24 protein-coding genes and 2 pseudogenes are annotated in these 24,149 nt (G+C 65.1%); 18 read left to right on the plus strand and 8 right to left on the minus strand.

The window, feature by feature from the left end; genetic code table 11:
• The 6 genes and pseudogenes from VGD10_RS02585 to VGD10_RS02610 form a co-directional block, all read left to right on the plus strand.
• Positions 1 to 488 (plus strand): annotated as a pseudogene (locus VGD10_RS02585) (4-(cytidine 5'-diphospho)-2-C-methyl-D-erythritol kinase); the annotation flags it as partial.
• A 45-nt stretch (positions 489 to 533) separates the two neighbouring features.
• The gene (locus tag VGD10_RS02590; RefSeq protein WP_331039236.1) at positions 534 to 1,262 is read left to right on the plus strand and encodes an enoyl-CoA hydratase/isomerase family protein; all 729 of its coding nucleotides are present in this window, start codon (positions 534 to 536) and stop codon (positions 1,260 to 1,262) included.
• Positions 1,259 to 1,984, plus strand: coding sequence for an N-formylglutamate amidohydrolase (locus VGD10_RS02595; RefSeq protein ID WP_331039237.1), 726 nt, complete (start codon positions 1,259 to 1,261; stop codon positions 1,982 to 1,984). The genes VGD10_RS02590 and VGD10_RS02595 overlap by 4 nt, the downstream gene beginning before the upstream one ends.
• The gene (locus VGD10_RS02600; RefSeq protein ID WP_331039238.1) at positions 1,974 to 3,296 is read left to right on the plus strand and encodes an NAD(P)H-hydrate dehydratase; all 1,323 of its coding nucleotides are present in this window, start codon (positions 1,974 to 1,976) and stop codon (positions 3,294 to 3,296) included. Before VGD10_RS02595 ends, VGD10_RS02600 begins: the two co-directional genes overlap by 11 nt.
• On the plus strand, positions 3,293 to 4,480 hold the full coding sequence (locus VGD10_RS02605) for a class I SAM-dependent RNA methyltransferase (RefSeq protein WP_331039239.1): 1,188 nt from the start codon (positions 3,293 to 3,295) through the stop codon (positions 4,478 to 4,480). The genes VGD10_RS02600 and VGD10_RS02605 overlap by 4 nt, the downstream gene beginning before the upstream one ends.
• A 50-nt stretch (positions 4,481 to 4,530) precedes the next feature.
• On the plus strand, positions 4,531 to 4,731 hold the full coding sequence (locus VGD10_RS02610; RefSeq protein ID WP_331039240.1) for a hypothetical protein: 201 nt from the start codon (positions 4,531 to 4,533) through the stop codon (positions 4,729 to 4,731).
• Here VGD10_RS02610 and VGD10_RS02615 read toward each other — a convergent pair.
• Positions 4,732 to 4,910, minus strand: a pseudogene (locus VGD10_RS02615) (DUF3008 family protein). It abuts the gene before it with no gap.
• Positions 4,911 to 5,034: 124 nt separating this feature from the next.
• Here VGD10_RS02615 and VGD10_RS02620 point away from each other — a divergent pair.
• Positions 5,035 to 5,742: a 6-phosphogluconolactonase gene (locus VGD10_RS02620; protein WP_331039241.1), complete on the plus strand. Its 708-nt coding sequence runs from the start codon at positions 5,035 to 5,037 to the stop codon at positions 5,740 to 5,742.
• On the opposite strand, the gene VGD10_RS02625 is transcribed toward VGD10_RS02620, so the two are convergent.
• The 4 genes from VGD10_RS02625 to VGD10_RS02640 are packed head-to-tail and all read right to left on the minus strand — an operon-like array spanning position 5,739 to position 9,730.
• Complete coding sequence (locus VGD10_RS02625; RefSeq protein WP_331039242.1) at positions 5,739 to 6,998, minus strand: N-succinylarginine dihydrolase; 1,260 nt, start codon at positions 6,996 to 6,998, stop codon at positions 5,739 to 5,741. The genes VGD10_RS02620 and VGD10_RS02625 overlap by 4 nt on opposite strands.
• A 1-nt stretch (position 6,999) precedes the next feature.
• A complete protein-coding gene (locus VGD10_RS02630; RefSeq protein WP_331039243.1) occupies positions 7,000 to 8,019 on the minus strand; it encodes an arginine N-succinyltransferase in 1,020 nt (339 codons plus the stop codon).
• A complete protein-coding gene (locus tag VGD10_RS02635) occupies positions 8,016 to 9,227 on the minus strand; it encodes a hydrolase (protein WP_331039244.1) in 1,212 nt (403 codons plus the stop codon). Before VGD10_RS02635 ends, VGD10_RS02630 begins: the two co-directional genes overlap by 4 nt.
• A 26-nt stretch (positions 9,228 to 9,253) precedes the next feature.
• The gene (locus VGD10_RS02640; RefSeq protein WP_331039245.1) at positions 9,254 to 9,730 is read right to left on the minus strand and encodes an RNA pyrophosphohydrolase; all 477 of its coding nucleotides are present in this window, start codon (positions 9,728 to 9,730) and stop codon (positions 9,254 to 9,256) included.
• Positions 9,731 to 9,853: 123 nt separating this feature from the next.
• Between VGD10_RS02640 and VGD10_RS02645 the strand changes: the two genes are divergently transcribed.
• The 4 genes from VGD10_RS02645 to VGD10_RS02660 are packed head-to-tail and all read left to right on the plus strand — an operon-like array spanning position 9,854 to position 14,427.
• Positions 9,854 to 11,734 carry a 2-oxoacid:acceptor oxidoreductase subunit alpha gene (locus VGD10_RS02645; protein ID WP_331039246.1) on the plus strand — a complete coding sequence of 627 codons (1,881 nt, stop codon included), beginning with the start codon at positions 9,854 to 9,856 and terminating at the stop codon, positions 11,732 to 11,734.
• Positions 11,731 to 12,753 (plus strand): 2-oxoacid:ferredoxin oxidoreductase subunit beta, encoded by a 1,023-nt coding sequence (locus VGD10_RS02650; protein WP_331039247.1) that lies wholly within the window; start codon positions 11,731 to 11,733, stop codon positions 12,751 to 12,753. The genes VGD10_RS02645 and VGD10_RS02650 overlap by 4 nt, the downstream gene beginning before the upstream one ends.
• Positions 12,754 to 12,770: 17 nt before the next feature.
• Entirely contained in the window at positions 12,771 to 13,142 is a 372-nt protein-coding gene (locus VGD10_RS02655; protein ID WP_331039248.1) for a hypothetical protein, read from the plus strand.
• A 16-nt stretch (positions 13,143 to 13,158) separates the two neighbouring features.
• A complete protein-coding gene (locus VGD10_RS02660; RefSeq protein WP_331039249.1) occupies positions 13,159 to 14,427 on the plus strand; it encodes a cyclopropane-fatty-acyl-phospholipid synthase family protein in 1,269 nt (422 codons plus the stop codon).
• Here VGD10_RS02660 and VGD10_RS02665 read toward each other — a convergent pair.
• The gene (locus tag VGD10_RS02665; RefSeq protein ID WP_331039250.1) at positions 14,424 to 15,131 is read right to left on the minus strand and encodes an SDR family NAD(P)-dependent oxidoreductase; all 708 of its coding nucleotides are present in this window, start codon (positions 15,129 to 15,131) and stop codon (positions 14,424 to 14,426) included. The two genes, VGD10_RS02660 and VGD10_RS02665, sit on opposite strands and share 4 nt — an antisense overlap.
• Positions 15,131 to 16,588 carry an amidophosphoribosyltransferase gene (purF, locus tag VGD10_RS02670; RefSeq protein WP_331039251.1) on the minus strand — a complete coding sequence of 486 codons (1,458 nt, stop codon included), beginning with the start codon at positions 16,586 to 16,588 and terminating at the stop codon, positions 15,131 to 15,133. The genes VGD10_RS02665 and purF overlap by 1 nt, the downstream gene beginning before the upstream one ends.
• Positions 16,589 to 16,770: 182 nt before the next feature.
• On the opposite strand from purF, the gene VGD10_RS02675 reads away from it, so the two are divergent.
• The 5 genes from VGD10_RS02675 to VGD10_RS02695 are packed head-to-tail and all read left to right on the plus strand — an operon-like array spanning position 16,771 to position 21,301.
• Positions 16,771 to 17,256: a hypothetical protein gene (locus VGD10_RS02675; protein WP_331039252.1), complete on the plus strand. Its 486-nt coding sequence runs from the start codon at positions 16,771 to 16,773 to the stop codon at positions 17,254 to 17,256.
• A gap of 46 nt (positions 17,257 to 17,302) precedes the next feature.
• Positions 17,303 to 17,725 (plus strand): MerR family DNA-binding transcriptional regulator, encoded by a 423-nt coding sequence (locus VGD10_RS02680; RefSeq protein WP_331039253.1) that lies wholly within the window; start codon positions 17,303 to 17,305, stop codon positions 17,723 to 17,725.
• Positions 17,726 to 17,742: 17 nt separating this feature from the next.
• On the plus strand, positions 17,743 to 19,536 hold the full coding sequence (locus tag VGD10_RS02685) for an acyl-CoA dehydrogenase C-terminal domain-containing protein (RefSeq protein ID WP_331039254.1): 1,794 nt from the start codon (positions 17,743 to 17,745) through the stop codon (positions 19,534 to 19,536).
• A gap of 39 nt (positions 19,537 to 19,575) precedes the next feature.
• Entirely contained in the window at positions 19,576 to 20,223 is a 648-nt protein-coding gene (locus tag VGD10_RS02690) for a hypothetical protein (RefSeq protein WP_331039255.1), read from the plus strand.
• 52 nt (positions 20,224 to 20,275) lie between these two features.
• Positions 20,276 to 21,301, plus strand: coding sequence for a nuclear transport factor 2 family protein (locus tag VGD10_RS02695; protein WP_331039256.1), 1,026 nt, complete (start codon positions 20,276 to 20,278; stop codon positions 21,299 to 21,301).
• Here VGD10_RS02695 and VGD10_RS02700 read toward each other — a convergent pair.
• On the minus strand, positions 21,298 to 21,978 hold the full coding sequence (locus VGD10_RS02700) for a protein-L-isoaspartate(D-aspartate) O-methyltransferase (protein ID WP_331039257.1): 681 nt from the start codon (positions 21,976 to 21,978) through the stop codon (positions 21,298 to 21,300). The genes VGD10_RS02695 and VGD10_RS02700 overlap by 4 nt on opposite strands.
• A gap of 89 nt (positions 21,979 to 22,067) precedes the next feature.
• Between VGD10_RS02700 and VGD10_RS02705 the strand changes: the two genes are divergently transcribed.
• Together VGD10_RS02705 and VGD10_RS02710 are read left to right on the plus strand one after the other, a co-directional pair.
• Positions 22,068 to 23,042, plus strand: a complete 975-nt coding sequence (locus tag VGD10_RS02705) for an MDR/zinc-dependent alcohol dehydrogenase-like family protein (RefSeq protein WP_331039258.1) — start codon at positions 22,068 to 22,070, stop codon at positions 23,040 to 23,042.
• A complete protein-coding gene (locus tag VGD10_RS02710) occupies positions 23,042 to 24,028 on the plus strand; it encodes a Gfo/Idh/MocA family oxidoreductase (protein ID WP_331039259.1) in 987 nt (328 codons plus the stop codon). The genes VGD10_RS02705 and VGD10_RS02710 overlap by 1 nt, the downstream gene beginning before the upstream one ends.
• Positions 24,029 to 24,149 lie beyond the last annotated feature (121 nt).

The raw sequence follows: 24,149 nt of genomic DNA on the forward strand, positions 1-24,149 counted from the left end.
CCCGCTTCTGGGGCCTCGACGCGCCGGAGGAAGCGCTTCTGGAAATCGCCGCCACCCTGGGCGCCGACGTTCCCGCCTGCCTCCGAAGCGAAGTCGCGCGCGGAACGGGGAGGGGCGACGTACTCGCCTCCCAGGACGGCACAGGCCTTGAAGGAACGCCGCTGCTGCTCGTGAATCCCGGTGTCGGCGTCTCCACGGCGGAGGTCTACCGCGCCTGGGACGGCGTCGATCAAGGCCCAATGCCGCTCGTTTCGCCGCTCGCCACTGCCGTCGAGGGCCGCAACGACCTTCAGGAACCCGCCTGCGCCCTTGCACCAGAAATTCGCGACGTGCTGGCGGCGCTGCAAGAACGGACCGGCCTCATCGCCGCGAAGATGTCCGGCTCCGGCGCTACTTGCTTCGCCTTATTTGAAAGCGACGCAGCGATGAACGCTGCGGCGGACGATCTGCCTTCCCATTGGTGGCAGCTTCGGACCCGTCTCCGCTAATTTTTCCCGCGACAAACGGGCCGCTCCACTGCAACAGGAGGCGCCATGTTCGACCTCGCCATCGACGGCCCAATCGCCCGCCTTCGCCTGTCCCGGCCTGAAGCGCGCAACGCCATTCCGCTCAGCGGCTGGACCGAAATGGCGAGCGAGGTAGCACGCGCGGTCGATAATGACGCGCAAGTGCTCATTCTCTCCGGCGTTCCGGACGGCGTTTTCTGCGCCGGCGCCGACATCTCCGACTTCGACAGCTTCCTTGCCGATCCAGACGCCCGCACCCGCTTCCGCCAGGCGATCCGGCAGGGTCTCGACGGCCTTCGCGATTTGCCGATCCCCACCATCGCTTTCATCGAGGGCGCGTGCTACGGCGCTGGCGTCGCCGTCGCGATGGCCTGCGACATCCGCATCGTCGCCCCGCAGGCACAGTTCGCCATCACGCCCGCCAAGCTCGGCATCTCCTATCCGCAGGAGGACGTGCACCGGCTCGTTTCGCTGGTGGGGGAGGGGCAGGCGGCTCGCCTCCTCTTCACCGCCGCAAGCATCGACGCCGAAGAGGCGCACCGCATCGGCTTGGTTGAACTGCTCGCCGACAGCCCCGACGAACTCGCCTCGGCCTTCGCGGCGAACGCCCCGAATAGTCTCCGCACACTGAAGAGAAGCCTGCGCCTCGCTGCAAAGGGCGCCGCCTCCGACGAGGCGCAGGACCAAGCCTTCGAGAACTTGCTCGGCTCAGAAGCCCTCGCTGAGCGCCTCGCCCGCTACCGGAGCCGCAAGTGACCGAAGCCGCCGAATATCTGGCCGGCGACGCAGCCTCCGGCCTGCTGCTCGTCGCGGATCACGCCTCGAATCATGTGCCGGAGGACATCGACCTCGGCATCGATTCCGCGCTTCTCAATGAGCATATCGCCGTCGATATCGGCATCGATGCGCTCGCCCGCGACGTTGCGGCGCGCCTCCGCTGCCCTGCCATTCTCGCCCGTGTGTCCCGCCTCGTCGTCGACCTCCACCGCCGCCCCGACGAACCCGCAGCCATTCCGGCGATCAGCGACGGCCATGTCATCCCCGCCAATGCGGCGCTCGACCATGACGGGCGGACCGCCCGCATCCGCCGCTTCTGGGAGCCCTATCACGCCCTGATCGACGCCAAGGTCGAAGACCTCCGCCCGAAAATGCTGTTCACTCTCCACAGCTTCACGCCGCAGCTTCGCACGAAACCTGAAGAAACCAGGCCGTGGCACGCCGGCATCCTCTACAACAATGACGACCGGGCGGCGCAGCTCGCCATCGCCGCGCTCCGCCGCGCGGGCGTGCCCACGGGCGACAATGAACCTTATTCGGGCAAGCTCCTCAACGCGACCATGGACCGGCATGCCGAAACGCGCGGCCTTCCCTATCTCGCCATCGAGGTGCGACAAGACCTGATCCTCACCGATGAAGGCGTGGCGGAATGGGCCGCTCTCCTCGCGCCGATCATCGCCGAGGTCTGCGATGCTCTTTGAGCGCCCCATCCTCACCGCCGCCGAAATGCGCGCCGCCGAACAGCGCGCGATCGACGCCGGCACTTCGGTTGAAACCCTGATGGAGCGCGCTGGCGCGGCAGCCGCGGAAGCCATCTGGCGCTTCGCCGGCCCGCTGCCCGCCCTCATCCTCTGTGGCCCGGGCAACAATGGCGGCGACGGCCACGTCATCGCCCGCATCCTCAAGGAACGCGGCGTCGATGTGACAGTGGCGACGCTCGCCGATTCGCCGGAAGCCGAACCCCGACCGCTCCTCATTGACGCCCTCTTCGGCACCGGCCTGAAGCGCGGCCTCGACGCACCCATTGAAGGCAAACTCCTCGCCTTGGCAGCGGCGGCAAAGGTGAAGGTCGCCATCGACTTGCCTAGCGGCGCAGCCACCGACGACGGCCAGCTCCTATCTCAGGTGCCGGACTATGACCTCACCATCACCTTCGGCGCTCCCAAGCCCGCTCACTTCCTCCAGCCCGCAGCGCGCCACATGCGCCGCCTCGTCACCGCCGATATCGGCGTCAAAGCCGAAAGCCGCCTCCACCTCATCGGCCGACCGAGGCTGACAGCTGCAGGCCCGGACGACCACAAATACAGCCGAGGCTATGTAGCTGTGATTGCAGGCGAAATGCCGGGCGCTTCAGCCCTCACCGCGACTGCCGCCGCAAGAGCAGGCGCAGGCTATGTCCGCCTCCTCGGCAAACCCATCGCCGGCATTCTACAATCCATAGTGCAAGGCAGCGACGACCCCGCTCTGCTCGACGACCGCCGCATCGGCTGCATAGCCATCGGCCCCGGCCTCGGCCGGACCGCCGAAGCAGGTGCTCACCTAGACGCTCACCTTGCCACTTTCCATCCTCTCGTCCTCGACGCCGACGCCCTGTTCCTGCTGGAAAGTCCGAAGCGCCTCGCCGCACTTTCCGAAACCACCATCCTCACGCCTCACGCGGGCGAGTTCGCACGCCTCTTCGGCGATCTGCCCGGCAGCAAAATCGATCAGGCGCGCCGTGCTGCGGAGCAAAGCGGATCGGTACTGCTTTTCAAGGGACCCGACACGGTCATCGCAGCACCGGATGACAGAGCGGCCATCCTGCCGCCTGCACCGGCATGGCTCGCAAGCGCCGGCACCGGCGACGTCCTGACCGGCATCATTGCCGCCATGCGCGCCGGCGGAACGGAAGCCTTCGAAGCCGCCTGCGCCGGCGCCTGGCTGCACCGTCGTGCCGCTGAGCTGGCAGGCCCGGGACTGATCGCCGATGATCTCATTACCGCGCTTCCAGCAGCGGTGGCGGAGTGCCTGTGAACGAGGCGATCGTCAGAGTAGCGGCGCGCGGTGACGGCGTCACTGAAAGCGGCCGTCACGTCGCATTCGCCGCCCCCGGCGACACGGTACGCGAAGATGGCAGCATCGAACCCGGCCCGCACCACGCAAGGCCGCCCTGCCGCCACTTCCCCGAATGCGGCGGCTGCCAGCTCCAGCATCTAGACGATAACGCCTTCGGTCTGTTCCTCAAGGACCGCATCGCCTCGGCTCTGGCCGCGCAAGGGATCGCCGCGCCCGACATTCTCGACCCGCACATCTCACCGCCCGTTTCGCGCCGCCGCGCTTCGCTTCGGGCGGAGGCGCGGGGGAAGCAGGTGCTGCTCGGCTTCAATGCCGAGAAGAGCCACCGCGTTATCGACATGCGCGAATGCTTCATCCTCCGCACCGAATTGTTTGCGTTGGTGGAGCCGCTCCGCAAGCTGATGGGCATGTTGCTCGGCGCGCGCGGGAGCGGCGGCGTCCGCATGACGCTCGCCGATCAGGGCGCGGACATACTACTCGAAGGCGTCAGCGCCGATGGGCTCGAGGCGGCGGAGGCACTCACCACCTTCGCCCAGACCTACCGTCTCGCTCGTCTCGCCATCGACGACGGCTATGGCCCGCAGACACGATGGGAGCCGGAGCCCGTGACCATTACGCTCGGCGGCGTCCCCGTACCGCTGCCGCACGGCGCCTTCCTTCAGGCGACCGAGGAAGGGGAGGCGGCGCTCGTCGGGGCCGTACGGCAGGCGGTAGGCTCCGCCACCGTCACGGCCGACCTGTTCGCCGGCCTCGGCACCTTCGCCTTGTCGCTGCCCGGCAAGATCCTGGCTGCCGAGGGCGCTCGCGATGCCGCGCTGGCGCTTAAGTCCGCCGCCAATCGCGCCGGGCGCCAGATCTTTGTCGATCATCGCGACCTCTTCCGCCGCCCCTATGACGAGAAGGAGCTTGGCCGCTTCGAAGCGGTAGTCATCGATCCGCCGCGCGCCGGTGCGAAGGAGCAGGTGGAAATTCTCGCCCGCTCGCCCGTGCCGCGCGTCGCCTCCGTGTCCTGCAATCCCTCTACTTTCGCGCGCGATGCGAAGGCGCTGCTGGACGGCGGCTACCGACTCGACTGGATCAAGCCCGTAGGCCAGTTCCGCTGGTCCACCCATGTCGAGCTGGCGGCCGCATTCAGCCGCTAGGACAGGAACGGCCCTTCCATGCCGTTGGTTGAGGCGGCGAAGGAGCCGATATGAGCAATAATCCGGAACGGCCGCTGGCCGACGAGGCCGCCAAGCGCCGCGAGTGGCGCGGCGACGGTGCCGACGCGCCAAAGCCCGAGGCGGAGGGGCATACGCTCCCTGCAAGCGAAGATGATGATGAGCGGATGAAAGGCCGCGGCGGCCAAATCGGCGCGGCGCCGCCGCTCAGCACCATTTCGCCGCCTGATTGATCAGACGTGCTCGGGCTTGCCCTTGCGCTTGGTCGCCGCAAGCTCTTCGAGCTGCTTCTCGCTCATCGAATCGCCATCTGCTTTGACGCGCCCTTAAGCTTGCTCTTGGGAGTGTCGCCGCGCTTGGCCGAGAGAGCGGCTCCGGCCGCTTTCTGCTGAGCCTTCGATTTTGCAGGCATGTTATCCTCCTTTGCTCCATGGAACCCGCGCGCGCGGCGGCAAGTTCCTGAAGCGCCGGGGCGAGGCTTTACCCTCCAGCATCCCGGCCTTAAGGGCATCGGCTTTCAAAGGGAGATTTGCGGCATGGAAGAAGTCGAATGGTGGGAGTTCGACACTGCCGCTGAGATGGCCGAGCAGGCGGCGGGCGACATCTGCTTCGTCATCGAAAGCGCGATCGAGGCGCATGGCGGCGCGCGCATTGCCGTCCCCGGCGGCTCGACGCCCGATCCCGTTTTTCGCGCCCTTCTCGAGAAGAAAGTCGACTGGTCGAAGGTCACCATCCTTCCCACCGACGACCGCCTCGTGCCGCTGAACGACGTGCTCAGCCACTATTGCAAGCTGGAGAGCCTTTTCGGGCCGGAAGGCGCGAACGTGGTCCCGCTCGTCGACGAAGGCGTGCTCGACAATTATCGGGAGGCGGGGCGGCTCGCCGATGAACGGCTGAAAGAGCTGCAATGGCCGCTCGATCTTGTCTGGCTTAACATCGGCCTCGACGGCCACACAGCCGGCATCTTCCAAGGCCCCGACTTCGACCGCGCGATTACCGGCCCGCGCGAGCGGATGGCGGTGGGCGTCCATCCCAGTCCGATGCCGCAGGAAGCGCCGGTCGACCGGGTCACGCTGACGGCCGCGGCTGTGTCCTCGGCACGCGCGGTGATGCTGGTCGTGAACGGCCACGGCAAGCGCGAGGTGCTGGAGGAAGCGATCAAGGAAGGGCCGCTTTCCTCGAAGCCGATCGGGCGGGTGCTCGCGGAGATCGACGCCGCCGTCGACATCTTCTGGAATCCCTAAGCGGCGAGATCCTCGCCGAGATCCAATTCCTCCAGCAGCGCCTCGCGCGCTCCTTCGATCTTCTCGCACAGCTTCGTGTCGAGCAGGTCTTTGGGCGCAATCTCCTCCGGCCAGCATTCGCGGACCACATCGGCGATGCCGTCGAGCTTGGCTTCGTCGACAATGAAGCGTGGATCGACGGTGTCAGGGTCGGCAACGACGCGAAGGCGGAGGCAGGCAGGTCCGCCGCCATTGGCCATCGACTGGCGAACATCGACGACGAGCAGCTTCCGGATCGGGCCATTGCCGGCGACCATCGCCTCCAGCCAGGTCCAGACGGACGGCGTCTCGCGCGCCTCTTCCGGCAGGATCAGGGCCATGCCGCCCTCCGGTAGGGTTACAAGCTGCGCGTTGAAAAGGTAGCTCTTGATCGCGTCTTCGAGCGACACCGAAGCGGCGGGCACTTCGATGATCTCGACGTCAGGCACCAGCCGGCGAAGCGCGGTGTAAAGCTCCGACCGGTCCTCGAACGCCTGCTCGTGGGCGAACAGCACATTCTCGTTCGCGACCGCCACCACGTCGTTGTGGAAGGCGCCCGCTGCGATCGCTTCCTCCGACTGGGCGGCGAAGAGCGTGCGCTCGGCATCCAGCCCATGGAAGCGGGCGATGGCGCGGGACGCCTCGACGTGCTGGCGAGCCGGAAAGGCGCCGCCGCGCTTGCCGTAGACGAACACTTCCACGCCCTTTTCACCGTGCGAGGAGCAGAAGCGCATGTGGTTTGCCGCGCCCTCGTCGCCGAAGGTCGGCGGTACTGGCCTGTGGACCCGGAAATGCTCGCCGTCCGAAAAGGCCAGGCGAAGCTGGGTATGTGTTTCCGGCCATTCGTGGCTGCGGTGGGGCATCGTCCGGAGATTGGCCACGGTTAGATGGCAGCGGCCGTCTTCCGTATCCGGTGCGGGCGACACGGTGGCGGCATTGGCAGCCCACATGGCGGAGGCGGAAAAGGCCGCGGGCCGCAGCGAGTCCGGCGCGTCTTGCGCGGTCGTGCCGAGGTCCGCCAGCCACTCATGGTTGGGGCGGGGCAGGGGCACGAAAATGCCTTGGGCAAGGCCGAGGCGGATATTGTGCCGCATCTTCTCGATACCCTGCAGCGCCGCGTCGCGCGGATGCGAGATGTTGAGCGCATTCGCCGCCGAAGCCAGATTGCCGAAGCTCAGCCCAGCATAATTGTGGCTCGGCCCAATGATGCCATCGAAATTGATTTCCTGGAGCGGCATACTAACGGCCCATCGCAATGAATTTGTCGCCCGGCTCCAGCCCCAGCAGCTTCGCGCTCTTCGGGTCCAGATTGGCGGTGCCGTCACCGTTGGAGCTCAGGTTGCCGTAGCAAGCGGCGAAGGTCTTGAGGTGGCCGGCGGCGAGCATCAACGGCTCTCCGTCCATGTCCTCAGTAATCTCGGTGAGCACATATTCGCGAGACTCGCGCACGGTGCGAATATTGTCGGTGCGCGTCGACATGGTCGGGCCGCCGTCGAATATGTCGATATAGCAGTCATATTCGAACCCTTCGCGTTCAAGCATCTTCATCGCCGCCCGGCCGCTGGGGTGGGGGCAGCCCATCACTTCGCGTGCGCTTTCCGGCAGCATTGCGGTGTAAATGGGCGTCTTCGGCATTAGGTCCGCGATGAATTGCGTGCCGTGCATCGCGTTGAACTCGTCCGCTTCCTTGAAGCCCATGCCGAAGAAGCGGCCGGCGATCGCATCCCAGAAGGGGGAGCTGCCTTTTTCGTCAATGACGCCGCGAAGCTCGGCCAAAGTTTTGTCGCCGAAGCGGGCGCGATGAAGCTTGATGAAGAGGTAGCGGCTGCGGGCGAGAAGAAGGCCGAGGCCGCCGGCGCGCTCTTGGGGATGGAGGAAAAGGCCGCCCACTTCCGACGAGCCTTCGAAGTCGGTGACGAGCGTCAGCATCTCGGCGCGGAAAGTCTTTCCAAGCGCCTTCGAGGTCTGGGTGAGCGTACTGATCCGGTAGCTGTAAAACGGCCACTCGGTCCCGACCTGGCCGAATATCTGGCAAGTGCCGCGTATCTGCCCGTTCTCCGTGTTCTCAAGCACCATCACGAACAGGTCGTCGCCCTGGACGTCCGCTTCCTTGGCAAAAGCGTGCTCGGAGCGGATGAGCTTGTCGACCAGCGCGCCCTTGTCGGGCGGCAGGTTGGTGAAGCCCCCGCCGGTCAATTTCGCCATTTCGTAAATGGCCTGGAAATCGTCATTGCGGGCGGGACGGATACGGAAGCTCAAAAAGTCTCTCCGGAAGCAAGGCGAAGGATGGTGAGGGCGGAAAGCTGCGCGCGCTCGACGAGGCTGTCCACGATCAGATATTCGTCGGACGAGTGAATGGCGCCGCCGCGAACGCCCATCGTGTCGATGACGGGCACGCCGCAGGCAGCGATATTGTTGCCGTCGCAGACACCGCCGGTCGCCTGCCACTGGATATGCTGGCCGAGATCCTCGCCACAGCGTTTCACCAGGGCGAAGAGTTTCTCGGCCTGAGGGTCGAGCGGCTTCGGCGGACGTCCGAACTCGCCATGGACGTGTATCCGCACCTCATGCTCCGCCGCGACCATGGCGACGGCCGCATCAAGTGCTGACTTCGCGCGGACCTCGTCCTCAGGCGTGAAGGGGCGCATATTGACGCGAAGCACCGCTCGGTCCGGCACCACATTGTTCGGTCCGCCGCCTTCGATTTTCGCGGGATTAACGGAGAGGCGCGGCCCCTTCGCCTTCGACAGTCGCAGCGCCAGATCGGCAGCTGCGACGACAGCGTTGCGGCCGTCCTCCGGGTTGCGCCCGGCATGCGCGCTCCGACCTTCGATGAAGATCGAGAAATTGCCGCTCCCCGGCCGCGCCCCGGCGAGCGTCCCGTCCGGGAGCGCCGAGGGTTCGTAAGTGAGCGCCGCCTTCTTGCCCCGCGCGGTCTCGGCGATCAGCGGTGCGGAGCCGGGCGAGCCTACCTCCTCGTCGCTATTGATCACCACCTCATAGCCGAGCTGCGCCGCAAGCGAGGACTTCTCCACCGCCTTCAGCGCGGCGAGCATAACAGCAATGCCCCCCTTCATGTCGGCAACGCCTGGGCCGTTCAGCACACCTTCTTCGCGCCAACTCAGCGACTGGAACGGGTGATCGGCAGCGAACACCGTGTCCATATGGCCCGTGAAGAGCAGCTGCACCGGCGCATCTGGCCGCACCTTCAGGTGGAGATTATGGCCATGCCCCAGCGCCTTCAGCGATCCGTCCGCTTCCATGGCATCGACCGGCGCCGGCTCACGGAGCGTCAGTTCGCCCGGCAACTCGCCAAACTCCTCCGCATAAATTGCGGCCATTCGTGCAAGTCCATCGAGGTTGCGGGACCCGCTGTTGACCGCGGCCCAGCTCTGCACCTGATCGAGCATCGGCTCGGCGGCACAGGCTTCAACAATGTCCGTTTCGGCAGTGGAAAGGCCCCGCATTCAGGCTCTCTAACGCGGCTTCGGGCTCAAAGCCACTCAGCAAAGGCGTCCAGAACATCCTCGTATAGCTTCTTCTTGAACGGCACGATCATAGCGGGAAGGTCCTTCGGTTCCGCCCATTTCCAGGCGCGGAATTCCGGTTCTGCCGTCTCCAGGTTCACGTCCGCGTCAGTGCCGGTGAAGCGCATCAGGAACCACACCTGCCGCTGGCCGCGCCACTTGCCTTTCCACATCTTGCCGACAAGGTCATCGGGGAGGTCGTAGTAAAGCTCCACAGGGCAGCGCTGGATGATCTCGACATGCTCCGGCCGGATGCCGGTTTCCTCCTCCAGCTCGCGGAGCGCGCCGGCTTCGGCATCCTCACCCTCGTCCAGGCCGCCCTGCGGCATCTGCCAGGCTTCGAGCGTGCTATCGAGCCGCTGGGCAACGAACACCTTGCCCTCTCGGTTCAGGAGCATCACGCCGACGGCGGGGCGATAGGGGAGGCTTTCCTTGTCGATCATGCGAACCTCTTCTGGAGCGGGCTTGCACCCGCTAGGCGCGTTCCCATGTCTGCCGCAAGCTTCCGTTGAAGCCGCAGCCCCGGCGTCGTAGAGACGTTTCCAAGACAGTTCGAAGGACCCTAGATGGCGACCGCCACCCATTATCTCACTCCGGAAGAAGCGCAGGCGGACGGGCCGCTGGAGGCGGTGGTCGTGCGCTTTGCCGGCGACAGCGGCGACGGCATGCAGCTGACCGGCGGTCAGTTCACTTTGTCGACCGCACTGGCCGGCAACGATCTCGCTACCTTTCCGGACTTTCCGGCGGAAATCCGCGCGCCGCAGGGCACGACCTTCGGCGTCTCCGCTTTCCAGATCAATTTCGGGTCGTCCGCCATCGAAACGGCGGGCGATGCGCCGGACGTGCTGGTCGCGATGAACCCGGCGGCACTGAAGGTGAACGTCGATGCGCTGAAGCCCGGCGGCCTCATCATCGCCGACGAAGGCGAGTTCGGGGCTCGGAACCTCGCCAAGGCGGGTTACGACCAGAACCCGCTCGAGGACGAAAGCCTCGCCAAGTGGCAGGTGATCCGCTTCAACATCTCGCAGCTCACCCTTGACGCGGTGAAACCGTTCGGCCTGGGGAACAAGGAAGCGCTCCGCTGCAAGAATATGTGGACGCTGGGCCTCGCGCTCTGGATGTTCGACCGCGACCGCGCGCCGATCGAGCAGTGGCTGAAGACCAAGTTCGCCAAGGCGCCTGAGCTTGCCGAAGCCAATATCGCGGCGCTGAATGCCGGCCATGCCTATGGCGAGACGGCGGAGATCGGCGGGCAGCTTCACCAGCATCATATCGATCCGGCACCGGCCGAGCCCGGCCTCTATCGGACCGTCACCGGCGCCGAATCCATCTCGATCGGCCTCGTCGCCGGCGCGCAGCTTGCCGGCCTCAAGATGTTCTTCGGCGGCTATCCGATCACCCCGGCGAGCGCGATCCTCCACCATCTGTCGCGCCTCAAGGAATATGGCGTCACCACCTTCCAGGCGGAGGACGAGATTGCCGCCATCGGCAGCGCTATCGGCGCCTCTTATGCAGGATCGCTCGGCGTCACCTCCTCGTCCGGTCCCGGCATCGCGCTGAAGGCGGAGGCAATGGGGCTTGCGATCATGACCGAGCTTCCGCTCGTCATTGTCAATTCGCAGCGCGGCGGCCCCTCGACGGGGCTTCCCACCAAGACCGAGCAGTCGGACCTCTATCAGGCGGTCTATGGCCGCAACGGCGATGCGCCGATACCGGTGATCGCCGCCCGCTCGCCAGCCGACGCGTTCGACTGCGCGATCGAGGCGGTGCGGATCGCCACGCAATATATGACGCCCGTCATGCTGCTGACCGACGGCTATATCGCCAATGCCGCGGAGCCGTGGAAGGTGCCTGACATGAGCGGCTATGCCCCGTTCCCAGTCGCGTTCAAGGAGCAGGGGCCGGACCAGAGCGAGGGCCTCAATCCCTATGCCCGCGACGCCAAGCTGGCGCGGCCGTGGGTCAAGCCCGGAACGCCGGGTCTTACCCACCGCATCGGCGGCATCGAGAAGAATACCGGCACCGGCCACATCGACTATGCGCCTGCAAACCACCAGGCGATGACGAACATCCGCCGCGACAAGGTGCTTGGCGTGGCGGAGAGCATTCCGGAGCAGGATGTCTGTCTCGGCGAGCCGGGCTCACGCCTCGTCGTGGTCGGTTGGGGATCGACCTTCGGCCCCATCCATCAGGCGGTTCGCCGGGCGCGGAAGCGCGGCCTTGACGTCAGCCATGTTCACATCCGCTACATCTGGCCGATGCCAAAAAATCTGGGCGATCTCCTAAGGACTTACGACCGGATCATCGTGCCGGAAATGAACACGGGACAATTGAAGACCCTGCTCCGCGACCAGTTCCTGGTCGATGCGCGGCCGGTCAACAAAGTGTCCGGACAACCATTCAAGATCGCTGAGATCGAGGCTGCGATCGAGGAAGCGCTGCAATGAACGAGCTTACCAAGTTAACGCCGAAGGACTTCGCCACCGATCAGGAGGTGCGCTGGTGCCCCGGCTGCGGCGACTATGCGGTGCTGAAGGCGGTGCAGCGCGTGATGCCGGAGCTTGGTGTTCGGCCGGAGAACACAGTGTTCGTGTCCGGCATCGGCTGCTCGTCCCGCTTCCCTTATTATATGGAAACCTACGGCTTCCACACGATCCACGGCCGCGCGCCGACCTTCGCGACCGGCATTAAGCTGGCCAACCCCGAGCTCGATGTCTGGATCATAACCGGTGACGGCGATGCGCTGTCGATCGGCGGTAACCACACGATGCACGTTCTGCGGCGGAATCTGAACTGCCAGATACTGCTGTTCAACAACGAGATTTACGGCCTCACCAAGGGACAATATTCGCCCACGTCCCGCGTCGGCACCCGTTCGCCCTCGACCCCGTTCGGGTCGGTGGACCGGCCTGCCAGCCCCTGCGCCTTCGCCTTGGGTTCGGGCGCCCGCTTTGTCGCCCGCGGCATCGACGTGTCGAAGGGTCTCGCCGACGTTCTGAAGGCGGCGCACGGCCACAAGGGCGCGGCCTTTGTGGAAATCTACCAGAATTGCATCGTCTATAATGACGACGTGTTCGCCCCCTTCACGGCGAAGGAGAATGCCGGAAACCAGCTTTGGCTCGTCCATGGCGAGCCGATGCTTTTCGCCGGCGGCACCAAGGGCTTGGCGTTGGACCGCGACGCGCCGGCGCTGAAGGTCGTCGATGTGGAAGGCGGCGACTGGCAGTCCGCGGGCGTGCTTGTCCATGACGCGAGGAACCGGATGATCGCGCACATGCTCGTCGAGATGCCGTTCGGCGCGTTCCCGACGGCGCTCGGCGTGATTTACGACGATCCCGCTGCGACTTTCGAGAGCGCGGTGGTAGAGCAGAATAGCCAGGCGAGCGCGGGCAAGAGCGCCGACCTTCAGGCGCTCGTCGCCAAGGGGCAGAGCTGGGAAGTTACCAAGGAACCGCACGCAATCTAAGCGCCGAAGGAAGTCACATGCGTATTTTGAAAGCCGTTGTTCTAGCCGGACTGATGATCGGTTCGCCCGCCGCCGCGCAGGTTTCGGAAGCGAGCCAGAAGATCATTCGCGAGCATTTCGAGCAGCGGAAGGCGGAGATGGGTCCACTGATCGCCAGGAAGCGGGAGCTGGAGGCGGCGCGCGATGCTCTCCTGACTCCCGCCACCTATGACGAGGAAAAGCTCGCCGCGACCATTGCCGGCCTCAAGGAGGTCGAGGGGCAGATTTTCGACAAGGTGAACGGCTCCACGCTCACCTTGCTGAAGAGCCTGCCCGAAGAAGACCGCTCCGCCTTCATGAAGACGCTGAGCAAGGCGCCGCCCAAGGCCGCGGCCGGCCCTTCCAAATAAGCTGGACCACAGGGGCGTGAACCAGCAGCCGCGCGGCCGTCATCTCGTCGCGGCGGACCGTACCTTCGCGACCGGTGGCGGCGTGCTGGCGCGGCTGTTCGGCGGCGGCTTCAACCGCATCCTCGACCGAATCGATGCCGGCCTGCTCGAAGGCGGCATCGACGCAACCCTGCCGGACGGTACGCACCGCATCCTCGGCGGCCGCGCCCCGGGGCCGATGCCGGTGGTGCATCTCCGGAGCTGGCGCGCCATCGTCCGGCTCGTCACCTCGGGCTCGGTCGGCTGGTACAAGGCCTGGGCGCTCGGCGAATGGACCAGCCCCGATCCGGTGCCGCTGTTCGATCTTTTCATGCGGAACGGCGAGAGCCTCGGCGAGGTGGCGCGGGCGAAGGGGCTTTGGCGCTTCGTCAACCGCGCCGCGCACAGCCTCCGCCGCAACAGCAAGGCGCGGGCGCGCAGCAACATTTCCTTCCACTACGATCTTGGCAACGATTTCTACCGCGCCTGGCTCGACGAAAGCATGACCTATTCGAGCGCGTTGTTCGCGGAGCCCTATAGCGACCGGGAACCCTTGAAGGCCGCGCAGGAGCGGAAGATTAAGGTGCTGCTCGACCGTCTGAACCTGAAGCGCGGCCAGCGCCTGCTGGAGATCGGCTGCGGCTGGGGCTCGCTGGCGAAGATCGCCGCCCGCAAATATGGCGCCGAAGTCACCGGGATTACCCTGTCGTCGGAGCAGAAAGCCTATGCCGACCGGCGCATGCAGAAGGCCGGGCTCTTCGACCGGATCTCCATCCAGCTCGCGGATTATCGCGATGTGGAAGGGCAATATGACGCCGTCGCCAGCGTCGAGATGGTCGAGGCGGTCGGCCAGGATTATTGGCCGAGCTATCTCGAAGCCATTGCCCGCGTCCTGAAGCCCGGCGGCCGTGCGGCGATCCAGCTCATCTCGATCCGCGAGCCTCTGTTCGACGCCTATGCGGCGAGCGCCGACTTCATCCAGACCTACATCTTTCCCGGCGGCATGCTGATCAGCGAAGAACGCTTCCGGAAGATTGCTGAGGAGGCGGGCCTAAGCTGGGAGGACCGACAAGGCTTCGGCCTCCATTATGCCGAAACCCTGAAGCGCTGGCGCCTGTGCTACGACGAAGCCGTGGAGGAGGGGCGGCTGCCGGAAGGCTTCGACGAGCCTTTCCACGACCTCTGGCGCTACTACCTCATGTACTGCGAGGGCGGCTTCCGCGGCGGCGGCATCGACGTCGCGCAGGTGACGTTGGTGAAGCGCTAGCGCACTTCCAGCCGGTAACCCGTTTCGAAATCCTGCTTCAGCAAATCCACTACCGCGTCGGCGACATCCGCCGGCTGCTTAATCGTCGACTGATCCTCGCCCGGGAAGGCCTGAGCGCGCATCAGGGTGGCGGTGGCGCCGGGGTTTACGAGCGCGGCGCGGATGTTGGTGATGTTCCGAACTTCGTCGGCATAGCTCAGCACGAGGGCGTCGAGCGCAGCCTTCGAGGCGCTGTAGGCGCCCCAATAAGCGCGGGGGGCTTCGCTGACGCCGGAGGTGATGCCGAGGAGGCGACCTGCCGCGCTCTTCCGGAGCATCGGATCGAAAGCGGCGATCATTGCCTGCTGGGCAACGACGTTGAGTGTGAGGACCTTGTTGAATTCCTTGCCGTCGATCTGATGGACCGGCGACAGGCTGCCGAGCATCGCAGCATTGAGGACGAGGATATCGAGTGCGCCCCAGCGCTCGCCGATCGCCGCGGCCAGCCGCGCAATGCTGTCGCCGTCGGTGAGGTCGAGCGGCGCGATGGTGGCGCTTCCGCCCGCTGCGTGGATCCGCTCCTCGACCTCCTCGAGCTTGGCCGCGGTGCGGGCGACGATCACCACATGCGCGCCTTCGGCGGCAAGCGCTTCGGCGATGGCGCCGCCGATCCCCCGGCTGGCGCCGGTGACCAGCGCCAGTTTTCCTTCAAAAGCTTTGGTCATCAGGCGTAGCGTTCGGAGAGCAGAGCCAGCTGGTCCGCAGGCTGATGCTCCTCATGGTCGGTGAGGCGGGTGGGATAGTCGCCGGTGAAGCAGGCGTCGCAATGCTGCGGCTGCGCTTCGTCCCGCATGTCCTCGCCGAGCGCGCGGTAGAGCCCGTCGATCGACAGGAAGGAGAGGCTGTCCGCGTTGATGTAATCGGCCATCTCGGCGACGTTCATCTGCGCTGCGAGCAGCTTCGCCCGCTCCGGCGTATCGACGCCGTAGAAGCAGCTGTGCCGGGTGGGCGGCGAGGCGATCCGCATATGGACTTCGCGTGCTCCTGCATCGCGCAACATCTGCACGATCTTGAGGCTGGTGGTGCCGCGGACGATGCTGTCGTCGATCAGGACCAGCTTCTTGCCCTCAATCAGCGCGCTGTTGGCATTGTGCTTCAGCTTCACGCCGAGGTGGCGGACGGCGTCCCCCGGTTGGATGAAGGTGCGACCGACATAGTGGGAGCGGATGATGCCGAGCTCGAACGGGATGCCGCTTTCCTGCGCATAGCCGATCGCCGCCGGAACGCCGCTGTCCGGCACCGGCACCACATAATCGGCGTCGACCGGAGTTTCGCGCGCCAGCTCGGCGCCGATCTGCTTCCGCACCGAATAGACCGAAGCGCCGTCGAGGACGCTGTCCGGCCGCGAGAAATAAACATGTTCGAAGATGCAGGGACGGGGGCGGACAGGCGCGAACGGCCGGTGCGACTTGATGCCTTGCTGCGACACGATGATGAGCTCGCCCGGCTCGACCGAGCGGATATAGGTGGCGCCGACCACGTCCAGCGCCACCGTCTCGGACGCGAAGATATAGGCATCGCCGAGGCGACCCATCACCAGCGGACGGATGCCGAGCGGATCGCGGCAGGCGAGCATGCCTTCGGCCGTGAGGCAGACAAACGAATAGGCGCCCTCCACCTGCTTGCAGGCATCGATGAAGCGGTCGAGCAGGGTCCGGTAACTCGACGTCGCCACGAGGTGGATGATGACTTCGGTGTCGCTGGTCGACTGGAAGATCGAGCCGCGGCGGTTGAGCTCGCGGCGGAGCTTCATCGCGTTGGAGATATTGCCGTTATGAGCAACGGCGAAGCCGCCGCTGGCAAGCTCGGCGAAGAGCGGCTGGACGTTGCGTAGCGCCGTGTCGCCGGTGGTCGAATAGCGGACATGGCCGATCGCGGCCTGCCCAGCAAGGCGGCGGATGATGTCGTCCTTGTCGAAATTGCCGGCGACATGGCCCTGCGCCCGGTGGGAATGGAAGGTGTGGCCGTCATAGCTGGTGATGCCGGCGGCTTCCTGGCCGCGGTGCTGCAGCGCATGAAGGCCAAGCGCGACGTGCGCCGACGCGGTGTCCGCGCCCCAGATGCCGAAGACGCCGCACTCCTCACGCAGCTTGTCGTTATCGAATGGATGTGTGGTCAGCATAAGCCTTGCCCGTCGCCCGCCGATTGCCCCCGATGCGCCGCCATATAGGGAGACGCGGAGCGTTTGTCTTCCCATTGTCACAGAATGATTGTGGATGAGGCTGATCGCTGGTGTCGATTAGCCGCGCTTGTCTGAACCTTCGCTGGCTGCCAAGGTTTAGGGGCAGCACTTTAGGAGGCGGAATGAAACGAGTTCTGATGGCGCTAGTGCTGGTGACGGGCTGCGGCGCGGGCGGAGACCAGGCGAACCAGAGCGCGGGCAGTGCGGCGCAGACTGCCGGCCTTACCGGCCTTTACGAAGGCGGGTCGCCACGCCCCAACCAGCTTTGCGTGATCGACCGCGGAGCAGGCAACGCCTCCTTCGGCCTCGTCGTCTGGGGCGCCAACATGCACAGCTGCTCCGGCGCGGGCAGCGTGGGGCAGGCGGGGAACAAGCTTACCCTCACCATGGCGGGCGACCAAAGCTGTACCATCGAGGCGAACATCAGCGGCGGCAACGTCACTTTGCCTGCCACCGTACCGGAAGGCTGCGCTTATTATTGCGGTGCTCAGGCGAAGCTCGGCGGCGCGACGTTCGAGAAGAAGGGCGCCACGGCCGAAGACGCGATGAAGGCGGTGGACCTCGTCGGCGAGCCCCTTTGCAGCGGCGGATCGACACAGACGCCGTAGCGTCGCTTCTTGACGTTGACGTGAACGTAAAGTAGCCATCGCGGTCATGCCGCAATCTGCTCTTCATTCCGATTTCCGTCACGCCGACCATTCGACGCAAACCTATACGATTACGGAGCTTTGCGACGAATTCGGAGTCACTGCCCGCGCCCTCCGCTTCTATGAGGACGAGGGCCTGATCGCGCCGAAGCGCGCCGGTCTCGCCCGCGTCTACAGCTGGCGCGACCGCGCCCGGCTCGCCTGGATCCTCCGCGGCAAGCGCGTCGGCTTCAGCCTCGCCGACATCCGGGAGATGATCGACCTCTACGACCGCGGCGACAATCGCGAGGAGCAGCGGCGCGTCACGGTCCAGAAATGCCAGGAGCGGATTGACCTGCTCAAGAAGCAGCGGGTCGATATCGACGGCACGATCAAGGAGCTGGAAAGCTTCATCGCCAAGATTGGCGATCCCAACGCCACCATCGACTGAGCCCTTCGAGGAAGCCAATGCCGACCTACGCCGCCCCCGTCCGCGACACCCGCTATATTCTCGACCATCTGCTGGGGCTCGAACGCTATTCGAACCTCCCGGGCTTGGAAAATGCGACGCCTGATATGGTCGAGGCGGTGCTGAGCGAGGGCGCCCGCTTTTGCGAGGAAGTCCTGACGCCCCTCAACCGCATCGGCGACGAAGAAGGCTGCAAGCGGCACGAGGACGGCTCCGTCACCACGCCGGCCGGCTTCAAGGATGCCTGGGAGCAATTCGTGGCCAATGGCTGGACGACCTTGTCCGCGCCGGAGGAGTTCGGCGGGCAGGGGCTGCCGCACGTGGTCTCGACGGCAATCTCGGAATATCTCTGCTCGGCCAATCACAGCTTCGAAATGTATAACGGCCTGACGCAGGGCGCGATCGCATCGATCTTGGTAAAAGGGTCTGACGAGCAGAAGGCGAAGTTCCTGCCCAACATGGTCGCGGGCAAGTGGACCGGCACCATGAACCTTACGGAACCGCATTGCGGCACCGACCTTGGCCTCATCCGCACCAAGGCCGAGCCGCAGGCGGACGGAAGCTACAAGATCACCGGCACCAAGATCTTCATCTCATCCGGCGAGCACGACCTCAGCGAAAACATCATCCACCTGGTGCTCGCCAAGATCACTGGCGCGCCCGACAATGTGAAGGGCATCTCGCTCTTCATCGTGCCGAAGATCATCGTGAACGATGACGGCACACTCGGCGACCGGAACGGCGTCGTCTGCGGCTCGATCGAGCACAAGATGGGCATTCATGGCAATTCGACCTGCGTGATGAATTACGATGATGCCACGGGCTATCTGGTGGGCGAGGAGAATAAGGGCCTTGCCGCCATGTTCATCATGATGAACGCGGCGCGGCTCGGCGTCGGCCTTCAGGGCCTGGCGCAGGGCGAGGTCGCTTATCAGAATGCGGTCCAGTACGCGAAGGATCGGCGGCAGGGGCGGGCGCTTACCGGCCCGGCTGAGCCGGATCAGAAGGCCGATACACTCTTCGTCCACCCGGACGTTCGTCGCATGCTGATGGAGGCCAGGGCGTATAATGAGGGCGCCCGTGCTTTCATCCTGTGGGGTGCACTGCAGGTCGATCTGTCGAAGAAAGCGCAGACCGAGGAAGAGCGGCTCGCGGCCGAAGACCTCATTTCGCTGCTCACTCCCGTCATCAAGGGCTATTTGACCGACAAGGGTTTCGAGGTCGCGGTGAACAGCCAGCAGGTCTATGGCGGCCACGGCTATATCCGCGAATGGGGCATGGAGCAGTTCGTTCGCGACGCCCGTATCGCTCAGATCTATGAGGGCGCGAACGGCATCCAGGCGCTGGACCTGGTTGGCCGCAAGCTCGCCAAGGATGGCGGGCGGGCGATCCAGACTTTCTTCGAGATCGTCACCACCGAAGTGAACGAGGCCAAGGCCGATCCCAACGCGAAGGAGATCGCCGCCGCCCTCGAAAAGGCCAATGGCGAGCTGCAGGCCGCGACCATGTGGTTGATGCAGAATGCGATGCAGAACCCGAACAATGCGGGAGCGGCGAGCTACAGCTATATGCACCTGATGGGCATCGTCTGCCTCGGCCTCATGTGGCTCCGCATGACGAAGGCGAGCGGCGCCGTCCTTGCCAATGGCCCCGAGGACCAAGCCTTCCACGAAGCCAAGCTCGTCACGGCCCGCTTCTACGCTGAGCGGATCATGCCGGAAGCCGGCGCGCTCCGCCGCAAGATTGAAGCAGGCGCGGAAAGTATGATGGCCCTGCCGGTCGAGGCTTTCTAGCCTCTTCCAACAGCTTGCCGGTAGCGGCATAGAAGGCCGATGAAGGTTTCCGGCAGTTACTATGAAGATGGCTATGCGCATCTCGAAGGGCTGATCCCCCGTGAGGTTGCGAACGCCTTCCTGCGTCAGCTGAAGGCCGACATCGAGCGATCGGGAACACCCTGGAACAAGCTGGAGCAGCCATCGAATCTCTTAAAGCGGGACGCGGTGGAGCTTTACGGCTTTCACTATCCGCCGATGCTCACCTTCCTTTGGGCGCTAACGCCGGTGATGATCCAGGTGACGGGTAAGGAGCTGCTTCCAACCTACAGCTATTTCCGGGTGTATCGGGAGGGCGACATCTGCCGCGTCCATTCCGATCGCTATTCCTGCGAGCATAGCCTGTCTCTGACGCTCGATTATAGCGACGGCGTTCCCTGGAACCTTGAAATCGGCACCGAACGGGTGGAGCCGGGGCCGCAGGTGGACGAAAGCTTCGGCGAGGCGCCCTATAGGTCCGTCTCCATGCAGCCCGGCGATGCGGTGCTCTACCAGGGGGTGCATCATCGGCATGCCCGCACCACGCCAAACCCGAATGGCTGGTCGGCGCACATGTTTTTGCACTGGGTGGACAAAGACGGCCCCTATAGGTCCAGCGCGTTCGACGGCCAAGAAGCGGCCGCCAAGCCGGTGAACTTCAGCTTCTAGGTCATCGCCGTCAATTCCGGAACCGGAACAAGAGCTTAGGCTTTGTTCCGGTATGAGAAAGCTGCTTCTTCCGTTCCTGCTCCTCGGGGTTTCGCTCGGCGCGGGCGCTTCGGCGATCCCGCCGCTGCCGACCGAACCACCGCCGCAGCCGCCGAGACGAGGCGTTCCGGGAGTCTCGGAAGCTTCGGTGAAGGACTATCTGCGAACGACCTTGTCGCAGAAGGTGGGGCGGGAGGCGGTCGAAGCCGCGGGCCGCGCGTTGACGTCGATCATGGTGTCCGGCGTCTATGGCGAGTTTCCGCTGCACGTCCCCTTCAACGTGCTCATCCGCGACCGAATGGGGTGGCAAGTCTGGACGGAGGCCGGCGGGCCGAACCCGCTGCCGGCCGCCACCGGCGCCGAGATCGACCGCATCCTGGCTAGCGACGCCTTCTGGCGGGAAGCAGCGGGCTTCTCCGCCGAGCAGCCTTGCACCGGCGGCGCGCGCGTGATGGTGATCCGGCATCGAGGGCGCGAGCGGGTGACGCGGCAACCCTGCGGCCCATCGGGCATCACCGGCCGGCTGGGCCACCTTGCTGCGTCGCTCCGCCTTCCGTCGGGCGCACAGCCGTGGCCGCCGGAGCCGCCGCAAGAGAGTCCGCGTGAGCTTCGCCCGGGCGAGGGACGCGAATATCCGATTGACGATCCGGAAGTCTCGCGCATCATCTGGGACAAGAGCCAGGCGTCGGCCATGGCGTGGAACCGCGGCGACCTTGAAGCCTATCTCGCGCCTTATGCGGAGGACGTGACTTTGCTCTGGCCCGACCGGGGCATGGAATATCACAAGAGCGCCCTTCGCGCCCGCGCGGTACGCTCCCAAAGCTGGCAAGGGCCACCCGCGCGAAAGATGGAGGTGCATACATCGACGGTCCGCCAGATCGCGCCCTATGTCGTCCTCCAGACCTCTCACATCTACTATAGCGGCGGCGGCAGGCCCGACACGCACAGCTGGGTCACAACCATCTGGCAGAACAGGCGCGGGACGTGGGAAGTGACGCACGAACAGCCGGCGCCGGAAGCGCCGGGTCATTCGCGCTAGGCCATCGTTTCCAACTGCGTGAAACGCACAGGCATGATGGCGTGCGTTCGGGCGGAGCCGTCGGATTTCTTCTCGACCACGCTCAGCTGCTGGACCTCGCCTTCAGGGCCGATCGGAATCACCATCCTGCCGCCGGGGCTTAGCTGCTCGACCAGTGCTTCCGGCGGTTCCTTCGCGGCGGCGGTGACAAGGATATGGTCGAACGGCGCGTGCTCGGACCAGCCGCGGGAGCCGTCGCCCACGCGGATCGTGACATTGGCATAGCCCAGCGCGAGGAGGCGGGCAGTGGCGGCGCTTGCGAATTCCTCCACGATCTCGACCGACCATATTTCGGCGCCGAGCTGCGCGAGGACGGCGGCCTGGTATCCGAGCCCCGTCCCCACCTCCAGCACGCGGGCGCCCGGCTCCACCTCCAAGAAGTCAAGCATGAGGGCGCCGATGAACGGCTGCGACACCGTTTTGTCAAACCCCAGCGGAAGCGCTGTATCCTGATAGGCGGCGCCGGCGATCTGTCCCGGTACGAACAGGTGCCTCGGCACCTCCATCATGGCATCGCGGAGCAGGGGCGGAAGTCTGTCCCGCCCGATCTCCTCCTCCGCCAGATCGTAATGGATGTCGATCATCTCGACCATGTGGCGGCGGAGGATGGCGAGATGCTTCTCGGTGAGTGGCTTCATGAAGGTCTAACGCTCGGATTCAATTCCAGGCTCATCTGGAACCAGCTTCTTCTACCCGCATTAAGGCCGTTACGCAGCCGGAGGGAAATTTGCAGGACGAGAAGATCATGATGCGGGCGGCGGTCCTCGCCGGCCCCGGCGAAATCAGGCTGGACGAAGTGGCGCTTCCGGACCCTGGGCCGGGGCAGGTGCGGGTGAAGCTGGAAGGATGCGGCGTGTGCGCCTCCAACCTAACACCCTGGGAGGGGCCGGAGTGGATGCAGTTCCCGACCGAACCAGGCGCTCTTGGACACGAAGGCTGGGGCGTGATCGATGCGGTGGGCGAGGGCGTAAAAGGGCTGGCGATTGGAGACCGCGTCGCGGCGCTCTCCTACAAAAGCTATGCCGAATACGACATCGCCGAAGCCGAAGCGGTGGTGAGGCTCCCCGAAAGCCTGAAAGATCAGCCGTTCCCCGGCGAGCCGCTCGGCTGTGCCATGAACATCTTCCGGAGGAGCGACATATCGGCGGGGCAGACCGTTGCCATCGTCGGCATAGGCTTCCTCGGCGCGATCCTGACGCGGCTCGCCACCGATGCCGGCGCGCGGGTGATCGCGATTTCGCGCCGTTCCTTCTCGCTCGACGTCGCGCGGCAATTCGGCGCGGCGGAAGTCATTCCGATGGACGATCATTGGCAGATCATCGAGCGGGTGAAGGAGCTGACCGGCGGCAAGTTCTGCGACCGGGTGATCGAAGCGGTCGGCAAGCAATGGCCGCTCGACCTTGCCGGGGAACTGGTGCGGGAAGGCGGGAAACTGATCGTCGCAGGCTACCACCAGAATGGGCCGAGACAGGTCAACATGCAGATGTGGAACTGGAAGGGCATCGACGTGATCAATGCCCATGAGCGCGACCCTGAGGTCAATATGCAGGGGATCAGGGATGCTGTGGAGGCAGTCGCCAGCGGGCGGCTCGATCCTTCGCCGCTCTACACCCATCGTTATCGCTTCGATCAGCTGGGCGAGGCGCTTGACGCCACCCGGGATCGTCCGGACGGCTTTCTCAAAGCGTTGGTGACGCCCTGATGGCGAAGCCGCGGGTGGGCTTCCTCGGCGTCGGCTGGATCGGCCGGCACCGTATGGAGGCGATGCTGAAGACCGGCGCCATCGAGGTTGCCGGCATTGCCGACGCGTCGCCGGAAATGGCGGCTGAAGCGGCGAAGCTCGCGCCACAGGCGGAGCTTGTCTGGACGCTGGACGATCTTCTCCAGCTCGATCTCGACGGTGTTATCATCGCTACCCCAAGTGCCCTCCACGCCGAACAATCGATCCAGGCGCTGGAGCGGAACGTCGCGGTGTTCTGCCAGAAGCCGCTCGGACGGACTGCGGAGGAGGTGTGGGCCGTTGTCGAAGCGGCGCGCAGTGCCGACCGGCTGCTGGCGGTGGATCTCAGCTACCGCTTCACTGAAGGCATGCGCCGCATTCGCGAGCTCATCCAATCGGGCGAACTGGGCCGCATCTACGCCGTCGATCTCGTCTTCCACAACGCTTACGGGCCCGACAAAGGCTGGTTCTACGATCCTGCTCTGTCCGGCGGCGGCTGCGTCATGGATCTTGGCATTCACCTCGTCGATCTGGCTCTTTGGACGCTCGACTTCCCGCAAGTGGCGGACGTGTCGGCGAAACTCCTTTCTGAAGGCGCGCCTCTCCGGGGCCGCACGGGCAAGGTGGAGGATTATGCAGCGGCGACGGTGGAGCTTGCGGGCGGCACCGCCGTCCAGCTCGCCTGCTCCTGGCGGCTGCAGGCCGGGTGTGATGCGATTATCTCAGCCGCCTTCTACGGGATCGAAGGAGGCGCCGCGCTCCGCAACGTCGACGGCAGCTTCTACGACTTCACGGCCGAGCGTTATCGCGGCACCGCGCGGGAGACGCTTGCCTTCCCCCCCGACGAGTGGGGCGGAAGGGCAGCGGCGGATTGGGCGATGCGGCTCGCGGCGGGGGAGCGCTTCGACCTCGCGGCCGAGCGGCTGGTCGACAGCGCCAAAGTGCTGGACCGCATTTACGGCCGTTGAAAAGAAAGAGCCCCGGCATTGCTGCCGAGGCTCAAGGGGACGTGGTCGGGGAGTTTAAGAGTCGGAACCTAGGTTGGAATAATCTTTCTCGTGAAAGGGGCAAGCTGCCAGGAAAGAAAGC

Origin of the sequence: Allosphingosinicella sp. (genome assembly GCF_036402135.1) — a bacterium.
Taxonomy (GTDB): domain Bacteria; phylum Pseudomonadota; class Alphaproteobacteria; order Sphingomonadales; family Sphingomonadaceae; genus Allosphingosinicella.

Bases quoted from the DNA above. Each gene is read 5' to 3' on its own strand.
- VGD10_RS02590 (WP_331039236.1), top strand. From the start codon at position 534: ATGTTCGACCTCGCCATCGACGGCCCAATCGCCCGCCTTCGCCTGTCC.
- VGD10_RS02600 (WP_331039238.1), top strand. From the start codon at position 1,974: ATGCTCTTTGAGCGCCCCATCCTCACCGCCGCCGAAATGCGCGCCGCC.
- VGD10_RS02610 (WP_331039240.1), top strand. From the start codon at position 4,531: ATGAGCAATAATCCGGAACGGCCGCTGGCCGACGAGGCCGCCAAGCGC.
- VGD10_RS02620 (WP_331039241.1), top strand. From the start codon at position 5,035: ATGGAAGAAGTCGAATGGTGGGAGTTCGACACTGCCGCTGAGATGGCC.
- VGD10_RS02625 (WP_331039242.1), bottom strand. From the start codon at position 6,998: ATGCCGCTCCAGGAAATCAATTTCGATGGCATCATTGGGCCGAGCCAC.
- VGD10_RS02635 (WP_331039244.1), bottom strand. From the start codon at position 9,227: ATGCGGGGCCTTTCCACTGCCGAAACGGACATTGTTGAAGCCTGTGCC.
- VGD10_RS02640 (WP_331039245.1), bottom strand. From the start codon at position 9,730: ATGATCGACAAGGAAAGCCTCCCCTATCGCCCCGCCGTCGGCGTGATG.
- VGD10_RS02645 (WP_331039246.1), top strand. From the start codon at position 9,854: ATGGCGACCGCCACCCATTATCTCACTCCGGAAGAAGCGCAGGCGGAC.
- VGD10_RS02650 (WP_331039247.1), top strand. From the start codon at position 11,731: ATGAACGAGCTTACCAAGTTAACGCCGAAGGACTTCGCCACCGATCAG.
- VGD10_RS02655 (WP_331039248.1), top strand. From the start codon at position 12,771: ATGCGTATTTTGAAAGCCGTTGTTCTAGCCGGACTGATGATCGGTTCG.
- VGD10_RS02665 (WP_331039250.1), bottom strand. From the start codon at position 15,131: ATGACCAAAGCTTTTGAAGGAAAACTGGCGCTGGTCACCGGCGCCAGC.
- purF (WP_331039251.1), bottom strand. From the start codon at position 16,588: ATGCTGACCACACATCCATTCGATAACGACAAGCTGCGTGAGGAGTGC.
- VGD10_RS02675 (WP_331039252.1), top strand. From the start codon at position 16,771: ATGAAACGAGTTCTGATGGCGCTAGTGCTGGTGACGGGCTGCGGCGCG.
- VGD10_RS02680 (WP_331039253.1), top strand. From the start codon at position 17,303: ATGCCGCAATCTGCTCTTCATTCCGATTTCCGTCACGCCGACCATTCG.
- VGD10_RS02685 (WP_331039254.1), top strand. From the start codon at position 17,743: ATGCCGACCTACGCCGCCCCCGTCCGCGACACCCGCTATATTCTCGAC.
- VGD10_RS02690 (WP_331039255.1), top strand. From the start codon at position 19,576: ATGAAGGTTTCCGGCAGTTACTATGAAGATGGCTATGCGCATCTCGAA.
- VGD10_RS02695 (WP_331039256.1), top strand. From the start codon at position 20,276: ATGAGAAAGCTGCTTCTTCCGTTCCTGCTCCTCGGGGTTTCGCTCGGC.
- VGD10_RS02700 (WP_331039257.1), bottom strand. From the start codon at position 21,978: ATGAAGCCACTCACCGAGAAGCATCTCGCCATCCTCCGCCGCCACATG.
- VGD10_RS02710 (WP_331039259.1), top strand. From the start codon at position 23,042: ATGGCGAAGCCGCGGGTGGGCTTCCTCGGCGTCGGCTGGATCGGCCGG.